The following is a 14,484-nucleotide window of genomic DNA, read 5'->3' on the forward strand; positions in this document are numbered from 1 at the left end:
CTATATTATTCTACTATTGCAAGGATATCATCTTGTCTTAGGATTGTGTATTCAACACCATCAATCTTAACTTCGTTTCCTGCATATTTTGAGAATATTACCTTATCTCCTACTTTTACTTCCATCTTTACTTCTTTGCCGTCAACATATCCCCCTGGTCCTACTGCTATAACTTCTGCCATTTGTGGCTTTTCCTTTGCTGAACCTGGAAGAACAATTCCACTCTTAGTTGTTTCTTCAGCTTCAATCTTTTGATTACTACTCTGTCACCAAGTGGTCTAAGATTCATTCTAACCCCTCCTTAGACTATATTTTATGTAAATTTTATTGTTATCTTTACTTGTTAGCACTCACTATGTTTGAGTGCTAATCACACTTATAATATTAAATATTTTTTATTTTATAATCAACTCTGTAAATATTAGCTAAATCTTTGTGTATTCCATATTATCTTAATTTTAGTTTAATTATCTACTAATTTCACTTGAATTTGAATTTTTCTTTTTATTTTTATATTATCCATTTCATACACACCTAATATTATTGCCATATTTTATTAAGTTATTCATTTTTATTATAGTATCTATATTCTTATATTTGCCTACTTTATAATATAATTAAATCCTAATATAAGAAGCCCTATATAAAGGCCGAGATTGAAGACAAACATAAAAAATGCTCTATATATAAAAATGTCCCTTGAAGGATTTTATTGGCTTTTCATAAGCTTTAGTAAATCTTGTTTTTCGAATTTGAAAATAGTCCGTAAATTGGCACACGACGTGCCAAGCCAAGCGACTCTCAAGGACGAGTACATCGCGAGAATAGGACTTTTTCAAACAAAGAAAAACTTAGACTTGCTTAAGCCATAAAAGGAATACCAAAGAAAATCCTTCAGGGGCTAATCTTATCTTGGCTTTTTCAACAGCCTCAGACCTCTATAATGGCCCTTTACTACTTTATAATCTGAATCTTCCTTACACCAGGCAAATTCTTAATAATATCAATTAACTCATCTGGATTTTGATTTAAGGCTACTATATCAATTGACATTGAAACCATAGCAAAATCCTCTTGCGGTATGCTCTGGTTTATTGTAAGTATATTCCCATTTGCCTTTGCAACAACATCTAATATTTTAGAAAGAACACCAGATATATGGTCAAGTATCATTGCCAGTGTCAATATTTGAGTTTTGTTTTCATAAAACTCAAATATGCTGTCCTTGTATTTATAGTATGTGCTTCTGCTTATTCCAACTTCTTTAACCGCATCATTTACTCTATTATACTTTCCTTGATTTAAAAGCTTTTTACCTCCATAACTTTAATAAATACTTCAGGCAAAACTGTTGCTTCTACTATGTAGTATTTTTTATTTTGCATTGTCCCCTCCTTAAAATGCATCCTTCCCTTTAAATTCTCTTGCATAATAAAATAAATACTGCTGTGCAAAACCAGCATAAAATTTAAATTTATCTCTTCCAAATTGACGTATTTTGTTAAGGCTAACATCAGGTGCAAGATAAAAATGCTGCATAACTCTTTTACCCATACATCAACCGGAAAAGCATCATATTTTTGCATTGAAAATAGTAAAATACAATCTGCAACCTTAGGTCCTATTCCCTTCAACTTAGTAAGTTCTCTAAAGGCATCATCTGTATTTTTTCCTTTTATATAGTCTAAATTAACTTCACCTTTATATATTTTAGAAACTGTATCTACAATGTATGGTGCTCTAAACCCTACACCACATTCCTCTAACTCCTTTACGCTTGCTTTACTTAGTTCTTCAGGAGTTGGAAAAGAATAATATACGTTTTCCTCAAAATTAATTTCTTTTCCGTATCTTTTTGATATATTTTCAACTGCTCTTTTAATCATCGGTATTCTGTTATTAGCAGATATAATAAAGGATACTACTATTTCAAACATATCCTGATTTAATATTCTAATACCTTCTCCATATTTTATTGCTTCTTTTAATATTTCATCCCTTGAAAGTTCATCTTTAATGTAACCATAATCTCTTTTTAGGTCAAAATAATACTCCCAAAATTCCTTATCATTAATTCTTCCACCCTTTATATATACGTCTTTATCTTTTTGAATAATTCTAACAGCCCTGCCATAGGCTACTCCAACATAGCTTCCATCCTCTTTTGATTCCATCTAAAACATTGACCGCAATCAAATATATGTTTAATATTAAAATCTGATGTGTTTTTTATTACTATTCCTTCTTCATATTCTTCAAATCTATACATAAAAACACCTACCTAAGTTCTCAAGTCCTTATAAACAAACCTTATAGTTATAATATTTATTCCAGTTATATGCTCAAATTCTTCTTTTATCTTCTTTATAAGTGTTTCTGCCAGTTGATTTAGGTTGCATAGCTCCTTTACAGTTACAAATACTGCTACTTCTATTCCTTCATCCCCGTTGTTTAGTTTAATTGAATCAACCTTTAAGGCCTTTGTCTCCCTTTCAACTATGTATTCTATTATATTTTTTATGACTGCTTCTGACACTGTAAATTTTCCAAGATAACTAAAGGTTGGTCTAACTATAGTCTTTTCTATATTTTGTTTCTTATTATCTCTCACTATTATGTTCTTTATTGAATCAATAAAGTAGCCTGAAAAACTTTTTTTATCTCAAATACAGGAACAGGTATAACGTGTTTTCCTTCCTTTAACCTCTGCCTTCTTGCAATTTCAATTTCTTCTTTTGATGAAATATCTTCTATATTTATGACTTCATACTTTTTAGGAAGATTTAAAGCTTCTATTATATGTTCAACCATATTTAAAGATGTTGCAAGAATCAATATCTTATCTACATTTAATATATTTAGTTTTTCCTGAACTTCTCTTCTATGACTTTGGTCATAAAAGATTGCCCTTTTAACCGCTGCCATCTTTGTTTTTTCTTTTTGCAGACACTCCCGCAACAACTTTTCCTTTATAAATTAACAATCCATCATCTATTATGCAATCTATATTATAGGTACTTGCAACCTGCATCGCTTTATAGCTTTTACCTGTTCCACTTTTCCCAACAAGGCATATTATTTCCATACTATCACCTTTTTTATCATTTATTTTATTATATACGATATGTTACACTTATGAAAGATTCAAATTTTAGAATTTATACAATTTAGAAAAAAGCTGAAGCACTACTGCTTCAGCTTCTGTTTAACTACATCCCATATATCTGCAGTTTCAAAATTTAGCTGCCAAGCTGACATTCCCTTTAAGTCATATTTATTTATAAGATCTAATCTATAACCCATTGATTTTGCATTTTCAAGCCAAACAAGATGTCTAACTCCATCATTATCAAAATATTCTCCTACATCCTGTTTTGCATTATTATCAAAGTAGATATTACCACCATTTTGTTTTATAATATCCACTGCCTGTTGCATCCTTAAAACACTTGAATCAATTGCTTGGTTTGTACTTGTTGCCACTTTAAAATCTCTTAGGTAAAATGGTACACCAAGTATTAACTTGTCCTTTGAAACCCCAAGAGCAAGTATTTCCTGTATTCCTTGTTCTACCCAAGGAAGTGAACCAACTGAACCTGCAACTGGTGAACCCTTATAGAATTCATCGTAGGCCATAAACATCATATAATCAACTATGTCAGCTAATGCCTTTCTGTCATAGAACCTTGACCATTTATCCGATGTTGAAGGCTTTGTTACATCGATTGAAACTTTAATCAAGGGATTTTTAGCCTTTAATTTATTTGTAAGTTCCCTTGTAAACACAACAAGCCCCTCTTTGTTTTTAAGTCCAAGGCCTTCAAAGTCAATATTAATACCATCGAGGTTATATTTTTCTGTATAACTTACAATTTGGTTTATTACTCTATCCATTACTGTTTTATTTGTAAACATTGCATAGGCCCTGTCAGCATCAAACTCTGCAAGTAGTGCCCATACTTCATATCCATTTCTATGGGCAATTTTAACATATTCTGCATCAGCCTTATCTAAAACATTTATGCTACTTAAACTACTTGGTGAACCTGTCATATCAAACCAAGTTGGAGATATAACGTCTAATCCTAAAATTGCAGAATTTGTTGTAATATATTTACTCTCTGGGAAACGCAAGTCATAGTATTTTTTATTCACAGACTTGTCATATACATAGTGCCAAGCTAACGTTATCTTTTCCTTTGGTGTATAGTTTAAAATCTGTGTATTTTGTACAGAAATATACCCCTCTACCGCACCTTGCCTTATTTTATAATGTGTTCCTATGTCCTCAAGAATTTTATATGTCTTTCCCTTAACTGCATATCTCTCATCTGCTATTCCATTTATAGTTCTATAAATTGGCGTATCTTCTTTTATTACAACATACTTACCAGTGTTATTATTTAGAGATATACTTTCTATTTTTTTGTATATCCACTGTGGATATAACCTCTACTTGTTTTATAAAAACTTCCTGTCTGTCCTATTATGTCTAATACTTGTCCCTTAGTGTAATAACCTACTACTTTAGTACTTGTAGATGCACCACTTCTTATGTTTAATTTACTTGCTGTCACCTCTACCTTAAATGGAATAAAGCCTCTGCTTGCAGTATTTTGAATTTGAACTTTTTTGTATAAGCACTATGAATATAGCCCTTGTTTGTTCTATAATAGCTTCCAGTTTGTGCTATTACGTCTACTACTTGTCCCTTTGTGTAGTAGCCTACTACTTTGTATTTCGTAGATGGCCCACTTCTTATGTTTAATCTACTTGCTGTCACCTTTACCTTAAATGATGCTGCTTGTACCTTTGGCATAAAAACAAAAATGTTGAAATAATAAAGGTAAACAGCAAAACCCAAGATATTTTGGCTCTTTGTCAATAGTTGGGGCGGGCATTAGATTAGAATGCCTGTCCTTTCTTATTTGATAATGATTTTAGCAAGATAGATAGGATGAGGGAGTTTACCCTTAAAAATTGCACGACAAAAAGACCAACGATAGTTGGATTTCCTAAAATACAATATTTAACAGATTATTTATTACAACAATGAAGAATTCTATTCCTGAATCTATCAAAATTTCTATAGCCGAAGGCTATTCTTTTAATAACTTTGATTTTATTATTAAATCCTTCTATACAAGCATTTGTATAAGGAATATCAAAAGAATTACAAATCTCATTAAAATATCTGATATAGGTATTTGCACATCTTTTCAATTCATTGATACCACTATTTTGTGCAAGTTTAATCCAATCTTTTAAGAGGACACGAGCTTCGTTAGAAGAAGGTGAAGCATCAATAATACTCAATAACTTTTCCTTTAAAGTGTGGGCAATTGCTAATTCACTATTATAAGAAAACATAACTTGTAAAGCTAACTTTGAATCTGTATCAAGTAAGCCATATCTTTTTAAAATAAGCTTTTTACTTCTTTTAAAGTATTTTCTTAATTTAATTGATAGTTCTCTTTGGATACGTTTTCTTACCGCTTCTACTGCCCATATGACTTGTCTAATATAGTGAAATTTATCTATAACAATTACAGCATTTTTGAAATAAGTTTTAGCTAAATCAATATAGGGTTGCCACATATCACAAATAAAGTGTGTAACGCTATCGCGATTTTTAATTTTTCTAAAATAATCTATAAGAATATGCTCTTTTCTATCTTTAATAATGTCTAGTATTTTATGATTAACAGGATCGACTATTGCACAATGATATTTAGAACCACCAGAGTTACCTTTAAATTCATCTATAGATATTATTTTAGGTAAATTAGTAGGAGAAGAGTAAGATACATTATCAAAAATACGTTTTATAGTATCGATAGATAGATTAGTTTTTCTAGCAACTGATGTCATACTATATTCATTAGATAATTCATAAATTACAAACATAGCTAATCTATTAGTTATTCTATGATAACGAGGTAAAAATTCTATATGTTCATAAAATTTTTGCCGCAGGCATTACAACGATATCTACGTTTTTTAAGAATGATAAAAGTATGTTTAAAGAATAAGGGTATGTCTTTAATACGCTGAATTCTATAATCGTGAACTCTTGTAACTTTGGAATTACAATTAGGGCAAGTACAAATTTTTTCTTAGTTTCTAAGTATATCTCAATGTACGTGTCATTATGAATAATCTTTTTATAATAACATCTTTAAAACCTAATAAATTTTTGATAGAATTATTAGTGTGCACTTGATGGATGCCTCCTTTCAGGTAAGGTTTTTGTTTGGTTATTTTAATTTTACCAGGTGTCTAATCAGGTGCACATATTTTTTGTAAAAAATATGCTGGGTCTACGCCCCAACATTTATTATAGAACCGATATTTTTTCATCAGAACACCCCTTATGTAAATTATCGAAAAAATCAAATTTACTTTACATAATAAATTATGGTAAAATTTAATCATAATTTAAAAATCATATTGACATTTTTTTATATGAAGAGTATTATAATATTAAATATACCCCTTAAGGGTATTAAAATAGAATATTAATTCAGGAGGTAATATATATGGTAATGCACGTAACTGATAATAATTTTCAAAATGAGGTTTTAAATTCTGATGTTCCAGTTCTTGTAGACTTCTGGGCTACTTGGTGTGGACCTTGTAAAATGCTTGCTCCAGTTATAGAAGAAGTTGCTCAAAAGATGGAGGGAGAAGTAAAGGTTGTTAAACTTGACGTAGATGAAAACCCTGTAACTGCAAGTCAATATGGTATAATGAGCATACCAACACTTGTTCTATTCAAAGATGGTAAGCCTGTTGGAAAATTAGTTGGATTTAGACCTGCTGATCAAATAGAATCAGCTATAAGAGGAGCTTTAAATCTATAATGTACGACATAGCAATTATTGGTAAAGGCCCAGCTGGTATTTCTGCTGCTATAAATGCCTATGCAAGAAATAAGAAGGTAATTATCTTTGGGCAAGACAGCAAGAAAATACTCTGGGCTCCTTCTATTCCAAACTATGCAGGCTTGCCAAATATAACAGGAACTGAATTTATGGGAAGGCTAAACGACCATCTTAAAACAACTGATGCCTTTGTTGTAAATCAAAATGTTCTTGCTGTTTATTCTCTTGGAACACACTTTAGTATTCAGGCTGGAACTGAAATGTATGAAGCCAAAAAGTTATACTTGCAACAGGAGTTGATTTTAAAAAGACAATAGAAAATGAAGACAAATTTTTAGGTTCAGGAGTTAGCTATTGTGCAACCTGTGATGCTCCACTTTACAAGGGAAAAGTTGTAGCAGTAGTTGGATACAATCACGAATCCATTGAAGAGGCAAACTTTTTAGCAACAGTATGTAGCAAGGTGTATTTTATACCTCAAATGAAGGAGGATTTATCAAACCTTGATGAAAAAGTTGAGGTTGTAAATTCTAAACCATTGAGATTTGAAGGTTCCTTTAGTGCTGAGAAGTTAGTTCTTGAAAATGGTGAAGTTGTTGCGGATGGTTTCTTTGTTCTAAAAGACAGTTACCCATTAACATCCCTTGTACCTGGACTTGAGGTAGATGGACCACACGTTAAGGTGGACAGAAATATGGAAACAAATATAAAGGGACTTTATGCAGCAGGAGATGTCGTTGGAAAACCATATCAAATCGCAAAGGCAGTAGGCGAAGGACAAATAGCAGCCCTTAATGCCTGTGAATAAAGGTGCCACCCAGGTGAAATGTGAAATTGTAAAATTTTGAAATCACATTCACCTGGTTAGCACCTTTTTATATTTTATTATTTATAGATATAAAATCCTCTACCTGTCTTCCTTCCTAAATATCCTGCCCTTACCATCTTTCTCAATAGAGGATGAGGTCTATATTTTGAATCTCCTGTTTCATTATATAGAGTTTCCATAATAGCAAGATTTACATCGTTTCCTATAAAATCCGCAAGTTCAAGGGGTCCCATAGGATGATTTGCCCCAAGCTTCATTGCTTTATCTATATCCTCTGCAGTTGCAACTCCTTCTGCTAAAATTGCTACTGCTTCATTTATCATAGGAATTAAAAGTCTGTTTACTACAAATCCTGCCGATTCTTTTACTTCTACTGGCTCTTTCCCAATCTTTATTGATACATCCTTTATTTTTTCAAAGGTTTCATCTGATGTTGCAATACCTCTTATAATTTCTATAAGTTTCATTACAGGTGCAGGATTAAAAAGTGCATTCCTATTACTCTATCTGGCCTTTTAGTTGCTGCTGCAATCTCTGTAATAGATAACGAAGATGTATTGGTAGCAAGCACTGTCTCTTCTTTACATACAGAATCTAATTTGTTAAATATATCCTTTTTAACATCCATATTCTCAAAAACAGCCTCAACAACTAAATCTGCATCCTTTGCATCTTCTATATTGTTGGACTTACTTATATTATTCAAAATACTATTTTTCTTATCTCCGTCTATTTTTCCCTTTTCAACAAGTTTATTTAGGGATTTATTAATTATGTTGTACCCCTATCAACATACTCATCTTTAACGTCGTACATCGTTACACTAAAACCACTTTGGGCAAAACATTGAACTATTCCGCTACCCATTGTGCCACAACCCACAACAAATACCTTCATAAACTATCCCCCTACATAACTTCACAGGACTGCCTATAGGCCTTAATTTCTTTAATAAGCTCTGGAACTACCTTAAATAAGTCTCCAACAATTGCAAGGTCTGCAACTGCCATAATTGGTGCATCAGAATCCTTGTTTATGGCAACTATATATTCACTCTCCTGCATACCTGCAAGATGTTGGATTGCACCTGATATACCGCAGGCAATATATAACTTTGGTCTTACTGTCTTTCCTGTCTGCCCAACTTGTCTATCCTTTTCAATCCATCCAGAATCAACAGCTGCCCTTGAACCTGCAACTATTCCTCCAAGTGTATCTGCAAGTTCCTTAAGTAGAGTAAATCCTTCTCTGCTTCCTACACCACGTCCACCTGAAACTATTATATCTGCCTCTGTTATATCTATCTTCTCCTTCATTGACTTTACTATCTCTTCAATCTTAACCTTTATGTCCTCTTCCTTTATATCAACATTAAATCTTTCAACTATTCACTCTCTTCCGTAGTCTGCACAAGGAACGCTAAATACCCCTGGCCTTACTGTTGACATTTGAGGTCTGTGGTTTGGACACTCAATTGTTGCCATAATGTTTCCTCCAAAGGCTGGACGAGTCATAAGAAGGTTCTTTGTTTCATCATCTACATCAAGCCCTGTACAGTCTGCTGTAAGTCCTGTCTTTAGCCTTGCGGCAACCCTTGGTCCTAAGTCGCGTCCTATATATGTTGCACCTATGAATATTATCTCTGGATTCTTTTCCTTTGCAACTTCACATATTGCCTTTGTATAGGCATCTGTTGTATAGTGCTTTAAGTTTATGTTATCTATTAATATTACTCTATCTGCACCGTGGTGTATTAGAGTATCTGTTAACTTTTCTACTTCATATCCAAGAAGAACTGCAACTACTTCTCCATCAAGCTTTTCTGCAATCTCCCTTGCCTTACCTAAAAGCTCAAGGCTAACCTTTGAAGATTTCCATCTCTTTGTTCCGCAATAACCCAAACGCCCTTTTTCATACTACCGCCTCCTTATATAAGGTGCATACCCTTTAGTTTTTCCGTAATAATGTTTGCCGCCTCAAGGGCTGGAACATCATACTTTTCACCCTGAGCTTTAGGCCCCTTTGTAAAGGACTTTTTAACCTTAGTTGGTGAACCTATAAGACCTACCTCTTCCTTTTGTAGTTCTAAGTCTGAAAGACCCATAACCTTTATTTCCTTGCTGTAGCAGGTAAATATGTCATATATGTTCATATACCTTGGATTATTTAACTCCTTTATACAAGTTAAAAGGCAGGGAAGCTTAACACGTAGTGTTTCATATCCATCCTCTAAGGCACGTCTTACTCTAACTTCACCATCTAAAACTTCAACCTTTTCAACATATGTAACCTGTGGAAGGTTTAAATGCTCCGCAATTTCAGGCCCTACCTGTGCTGTATCTCCGTCTATTGCCTGTCTTCCTGCAAAAATCAAATCATAGCCTAACTTCTCTGCCGCCTTTGCAAGAACAAGGGAAGTTGCCCAAGTATCTGCTCCCGCAAAGGCTCTATCTGTTAGTAAAACTGCCTCATCAACACCCATAGCAAGTGCTTCTCTTAGGGCCTTTTCTGCCTGTTGTGGTCCCATAGTTACAACAGTTACCTTAGCACCTACCTCCTCCTTTATTCTAAGTGCCTCCTCTATTGCATTCATATCATCTGGATTTATTATGCTTGGAACACCTTCACGAATCAGCGTTCCTGTCTTTGGATCTATTCTAACTTCATTAGTATCTGGTACTTGCTTTATGAAAACTAATATATTCATACCCTCACCCCTCTACTTTAGAATGTTTGCTGAAATAACCATCTTTTGAACCTCTGAAGTTCCTTCGTATATCTCTGTTATCTTTGCATCCCTCATCATTCTTTCAACAGGATAGTCCTTTGTATATCCATATCCTCCAAATATCTGAACAGCCTTTGTTGTAACCTCCATAGCAGTCTCTGAAGCATATAGCTTTGCCATTGAGGCATCCATACTGTAGTTTTGTCCTGTCTGCTTCTTCCACGCAGCCTTATATACAAGGTTCTTTGCTGCCTCTACCTTAGTTGCCATCTCTGCGATATAGAACTGAAGACCCTGGAAAGTTGCAATTGGTTTTCCAAACTGCTTTCTCTCCTTCATATACTTTACAGCCTCATTTAAGGCACCCTCTGCAATACCAAGTGCTTGGGCTGCAATACCTATTCTTCCTCCATCTAATGTTGACATTGCTATTTTAAAGCCCATACCTTCTTTTCCAAGTAGGTTTTCCTTTGGAACTTTGCAGTCTTTAAAGATTAATTCTGCTGTTGAAGAAGCACGTATTCCCATCTTCTCCTCAATTTTTCCTGTTGAAAAGCCTTCAAATCCCTTTTCTACTATGAAGGCTGATATTCCCTTTGTTCCTTTGCTTCTATCTGTCATTGCAAATACTATAAATACATCGGCATATCCTCCGTTTGTGATAAACACCTTGCTTCCGTTTAGTATGTAATAGCCTCCCTCAAGCTTTGCTGTTGTCTGCTGACTTGCTGCGTCTGTTCCTGCGTTTGGTTCGGTTAATGCAAAGGCACCAAGATATTCTCCCTTTAAAAGTTTTTGAAGATATTTAGCCTTTTGTTCTTCTGTACCATAGGTGTATATTGGCCAGCAGCATAGGGATGTGTGGGCAGATAGAATAACTGATGTTGTAGCACAGGCCTTTGCAAGCTCCTCTACTGCCATTATGTAGGTGATAAAATCGCCCCTGCACCTCCAACTTCCCTTTCAAAGGGATTCCCATCATACCAAGCTTTGCCATCTTCTTTACTGTTTCGATTGGAAACCTCTCTGTTTCATCAATCTCTGCTGCTATTGGTCTTACTTCATTTTCTACAAACTTCTCAAACATCTCCTTTGCAAGCTGCTGTTCTCTTGTTAATGAAAATTCCATATCTGTTACCCCTATCTGTTTTTAAACTTGTCTATCTTTCTTTTTTCTAAAAAGGCTGCCATAGCATCCTTTTGATCCTCTGTTGAAAAACAATGGGAAAATACTTCCGCCTCATAATTAATTGCAGTTTCTATATCAACATCTACTCCTTTATTTATAGCAACTTTACACATTCTAACAGCAAGTGGTGCATTTTTGATATTAAATTTGCCAAAGCCATAACCTCATCCATTAAACTTTCTTGAGAAACAACTTTATTAACCAATCCTATTTTTTCAGCCTCTAAAGCGTCAATTATTCTACCTGTATATATAAGTTCCTTTGCCTTTGAATTTCCTATTATTCTTGCAAGCCTTTGAGTTCCTCCAAAACCTGGCGTGATTCCTAAGGTAACCTCAGGTTGTCCAAATTTTGCATTTTCTGATGCAATTCTAATGTCACAGCATAGACTTAGTTCACATCCTCCCCTAATGCATATCCATTGACTGCTGCTATGGTTGGTATCTCTAACTCTTCAATTTTTCTAAAAACACTGTTGCCTAATATCGAAAATTCTCTTGCCTCAAACACTGACATATTTGACATTTCCTTTATGTCTGCACCTGCAACAAATGCCTTATTACCTTCTCCTGTTATAACAAGAACATAGATATTCTTGTCCTTTTTATTTCTTCAATAATACTGTTTAATTCAATTAGAGTATTAGAATTTAAAGCATTGAGAAATTTAGGACGTGAAATCTTTAGAACTCCAACATTATCCCTTTTTCAAAAGATATGTTCTCCATATTATCCCCCATTGTTAAATAAAAAACATTTTTTTATTCCCCATTAACATTATAATATTTTCGAAATTTTCTATCAACTTATAGTTTTAGATAAAAATTTAGAGCACCTTAATTATGTGTACTTTGCTAACTAAATCTACCATTTACACATAATTAGGTGCTCTATTTATTCTTCAATATTTGCTAAAAGTTCTTCCCAAATCTCATAGCATTTTTCTAATTCACCCTTTAATTTAATTATTTGCTGATTAATATCCCTTGTCCTTTCTGGATTTGTATAAACTTCCTCTTTACAGAGTTCCTCTTCTAACTGAGCTATTATCATTTCTTTATTTTCTATCTCTTCCTCAACCTTTTTATTTCTTTTTTATGTTTTTTATCTTGTCCCTCTCCTGCTTTAACTTTTTCTTCTCCTTCTCAATTTGTGTTTTTGTTTTCCCCTCTTCATTTACAACTATTTCGTCTTCCTTTGCATTCTTCTTTGCTATATAGTAATCGTAGTTTCCTAAATATTCAACAATTCCATTTTCCTCTAACTCACATATTTTTGTACAACTTTATTTAAAAAGTATCTGTCGTGGGATATTACAAAAATAGTGCCATCATAATCTAAAAGAGTATCCTCTAACTCTTCTCTTGTTAATATATCTAAATGGTTTGTAGGCTCATCAAGAAGTAAAAATTCGCCCTCCTTAACATAAGTTTAAGCAGGTTTAATCTGCACTTTTCTCCACCAGATAAATCTTTTATTTGTTTAAAAACGTCATCACCTTTAAATAGAAATGCCGCAAGGGCGTTTCTTATTTCCCTAACTGTTTTTGTGGGAACTCATCCCACACTTCATCAAGAATAGTTTTTCAGGATTCAAATCCCTTTGTTCTTGATCATAATAGCCAATTTCAACGTTTCTTCCAAGCCTTATATACCCATTGTCTGGCTCAACTTCACCCTTTATTATCTTTAAAAGAGTACTTTTTCCTCGTCCATTTTCTCCTATGAGTGCAACTTTTTCGCCCTTTCTAATCATTAAATTGATATTATTGAAAAGAATCTTTTCACCATAAGCCTTAGAAAGTTCTTCTATTTGTAATACATCGTTACCACTTTTAACCCTTGTATCAAAGCTTATCTTAACATTTTCTTGGTAGGTTATAGGTTTATCTCCTAAGCTTTCCTCAAGCTTCATCAACATTTTTCTTTACTTTCTGCTTGCTTTATACTTTTTCGCGATTAAAGGATCTAAACCTTTCAATCATCTCTTCTAATCTTTTATTTCCTTCTGCTTAAGTTCATATTCCTTTACTCGCTGTTCTATTCTATTTTTCTCTCCCTTATGAAGTATGAATAATTTCCTCCATATTCTTCAACTTTTCCATTTAAAACTTCAACTGTTTTATTTGTTATAACGTCAAGGAAATATCTATCGTGGGAAATAATAAGAACCGTTCCCTTATATTCCTTTAAGAAATTTTCAAGGAAAGCTATACCTCCTAAATCAAGGTGGTTTGTCGGCTCATCTAATAATAAAACATCTGGGCTCTTTAAAAGGAGCTTTGCAAGTGCTACCCTTGTCTTTTGTCCTCCAGATAAATAACATATTTTCTTATTTATCTCCTCCTCCAGAAGACCTAATCCTATCAAAACTCCCTTTGCATAGCTTTCACAGCTATAGCCATTTTTATTTTCAAATTCCGCCTGAAGCCTTCCATACTCCTTTAAAAGCCTTTCGTGGTCTGAATTAGGATCTGAAAGTTCTCTTTCAATATCCCTCATTCTTTCTTCTATCTCTTTTATATCTAAAAAACCTTCATAACTTCTTCAAAGGCAGTAAGGTTCTCATCTATATCTAAATTTTGCGAAAGATATCCAAGTGTTTTTCCTTTTTGAAGAATTATTTCTCCTTCATCCTGCTTTATATTACCTGTTATTATTTTGAAAAGTGTAGTTTTACCTGCACCATTTCTTCCTACAAAGCCAATTTTATCTCCTTCATTTATAATAAGGTTTACTCCATCTAAAATTACATCTACTCCATAGGATTTTTTATGTTGTTAATATATAGAATTGCCATTTTTTCACCTCGACTTAAAATAGCTTAACAGATTAATTTTAATATTAACCTACCAT

11 protein-coding genes and 8 pseudogenes are annotated in these 14,484 nt (G+C 33.4%); 2 read left to right on the plus strand and 17 right to left on the minus strand.

Annotated elements, in window-relative coordinates:
• Positions 1 to 5: 5 nt before the first annotated feature.
• The 11 genes and pseudogenes from groES to PL321_RS20735 form a co-directional block, all read right to left on the minus strand.
• Positions 6 to 289, minus strand: a pseudogene (gene groES, locus PL321_RS02075) (co-chaperone GroES).
• A gap of 665 nt (positions 290 to 954) precedes the next feature.
• Positions 955 to 1,254: a hypothetical protein gene (locus PL321_RS02080; RefSeq protein WP_273964345.1), complete on the minus strand. Its 300-nt coding sequence runs from the start codon at positions 1,252 to 1,254 to the stop codon at positions 955 to 957.
• A 141-nt stretch (positions 1,255 to 1,395) separates the two neighbouring features.
• Positions 1,396 to 2,269, minus strand: a pseudogene (locus PL321_RS02085) (DNA-3-methyladenine glycosylase family protein).
• 12 nt (positions 2,270 to 2,281) lie between these two features.
• Positions 2,282 to 2,611 carry a hypothetical protein gene (locus tag PL321_RS02090; protein ID WP_273963295.1) on the minus strand — a complete coding sequence of 110 codons (330 nt, stop codon included), beginning with the start codon at positions 2,609 to 2,611 and terminating at the stop codon, positions 2,282 to 2,284.
• Positions 2,612 to 2,622: 11 nt separating this feature from the next.
• Positions 2,623 to 2,925 (minus strand): hypothetical protein, encoded by a 303-nt coding sequence (locus tag PL321_RS02095; RefSeq protein WP_273963296.1) that lies wholly within the window; start codon positions 2,923 to 2,925, stop codon positions 2,623 to 2,625.
• Positions 2,912 to 3,085 carry a hypothetical protein gene (locus PL321_RS02100; protein WP_273963297.1) on the minus strand — a complete coding sequence of 58 codons (174 nt, stop codon included), beginning with the start codon at positions 3,083 to 3,085 and terminating at the stop codon, positions 2,912 to 2,914. The genes PL321_RS02095 and PL321_RS02100 overlap by 14 nt, the downstream gene beginning before the upstream one ends.
• 101 nt (positions 3,086 to 3,186) lie before the next feature.
• Complete coding sequence (locus PL321_RS02105) at positions 3,187 to 4,155, minus strand: glycosyl hydrolase family 18 protein (RefSeq protein WP_273963298.1); 969 nt, start codon at positions 4,153 to 4,155, stop codon at positions 3,187 to 3,189.
• A gap of 263 nt (positions 4,156 to 4,418) precedes the next feature.
• A complete protein-coding gene (locus tag PL321_RS02110) occupies positions 4,419 to 4,577 on the minus strand; it encodes an SH3 domain-containing protein (protein WP_273963299.1) in 159 nt (52 codons plus the stop codon).
• Positions 4,578 to 4,579: 2 nt separating this feature from the next.
• Positions 4,580 to 4,819, minus strand: a complete 240-nt coding sequence (locus PL321_RS02115) for an SH3 domain-containing protein (RefSeq protein WP_273963300.1) — start codon at positions 4,817 to 4,819, stop codon at positions 4,580 to 4,582.
• A gap of 218 nt (positions 4,820 to 5,037) precedes the next feature.
• A complete protein-coding gene (locus PL321_RS02120) occupies positions 5,038 to 5,976 on the minus strand; it encodes an ISL3 family transposase (RefSeq protein WP_337961026.1) in 939 nt (312 codons plus the stop codon).
• Positions 5,949 to 6,110, minus strand: coding sequence for a transposase family protein (locus PL321_RS20735; RefSeq protein WP_443110716.1), 162 nt, complete (start codon positions 6,108 to 6,110; stop codon positions 5,949 to 5,951). The genes PL321_RS02120 and PL321_RS20735 overlap by 28 nt, the downstream gene beginning before the upstream one ends.
• A gap of 429 nt (positions 6,111 to 6,539) precedes the next feature.
• Between PL321_RS20735 and trxA the strand changes: the two genes are divergently transcribed.
• Positions 6,540 to 6,863, plus strand: a complete 324-nt coding sequence (gene trxA / locus PL321_RS02130) for a thioredoxin (RefSeq protein WP_273963301.1) — start codon at positions 6,540 to 6,542, stop codon at positions 6,861 to 6,863.
• Positions 6,863 to 7,692, plus strand: a pseudogene (locus PL321_RS02135) (NAD(P)/FAD-dependent oxidoreductase). The gene trxA and the pseudogene PL321_RS02135 overlap by 1 nt, the downstream one beginning before the upstream one ends.
• A 77-nt stretch (positions 7,693 to 7,769) precedes the next feature.
• Here PL321_RS02135 and PL321_RS02140 read toward each other — a convergent pair.
• The 6 genes and pseudogenes from PL321_RS02140 to PL321_RS02165 form a co-directional block, all read right to left on the minus strand.
• Positions 7,770 to 8,610: pseudogene (locus PL321_RS02140) on the minus strand (3-hydroxybutyryl-CoA dehydrogenase).
• 11 nt (positions 8,611 to 8,621) lie between these two features.
• Positions 8,622 to 9,628 (minus strand): annotated as a pseudogene (locus tag PL321_RS02145) (electron transfer flavoprotein subunit alpha/FixB family protein).
• Positions 9,629 to 9,640: 12 nt separating this feature from the next.
• A complete protein-coding gene (locus PL321_RS02150) occupies positions 9,641 to 10,420 on the minus strand; it encodes an electron transfer flavoprotein subunit beta/FixA family protein (RefSeq protein WP_273963302.1) in 780 nt (259 codons plus the stop codon).
• Between the two features lie 12 nt (positions 10,421 to 10,432).
• A pseudogene (locus tag PL321_RS02155) lies at positions 10,433 to 11,570 on the minus strand (acyl-CoA dehydrogenase).
• An 11-nt stretch (positions 11,571 to 11,581) separates the two neighbouring features.
• Positions 11,582 to 12,310 (minus strand): annotated as a pseudogene (locus tag PL321_RS02160) (enoyl-CoA hydratase-related protein).
• Between the two features lie 213 nt (positions 12,311 to 12,523).
• Positions 12,524 to 14,428 (minus strand): annotated as a pseudogene (locus tag PL321_RS02165) (ABC-F family ATP-binding cassette domain-containing protein).
• Between the last annotated feature and the right edge of the window lie 56 nt (positions 14,429 to 14,484).

The sequence above is a fragment of the Caloramator sp. mosi_1 genome (assembly GCF_028622835.1).
In the GTDB taxonomy this organism is placed as follows: domain Bacteria; phylum Bacillota; class Clostridia; order Clostridiales; family Caloramatoraceae; genus Thermobrachium.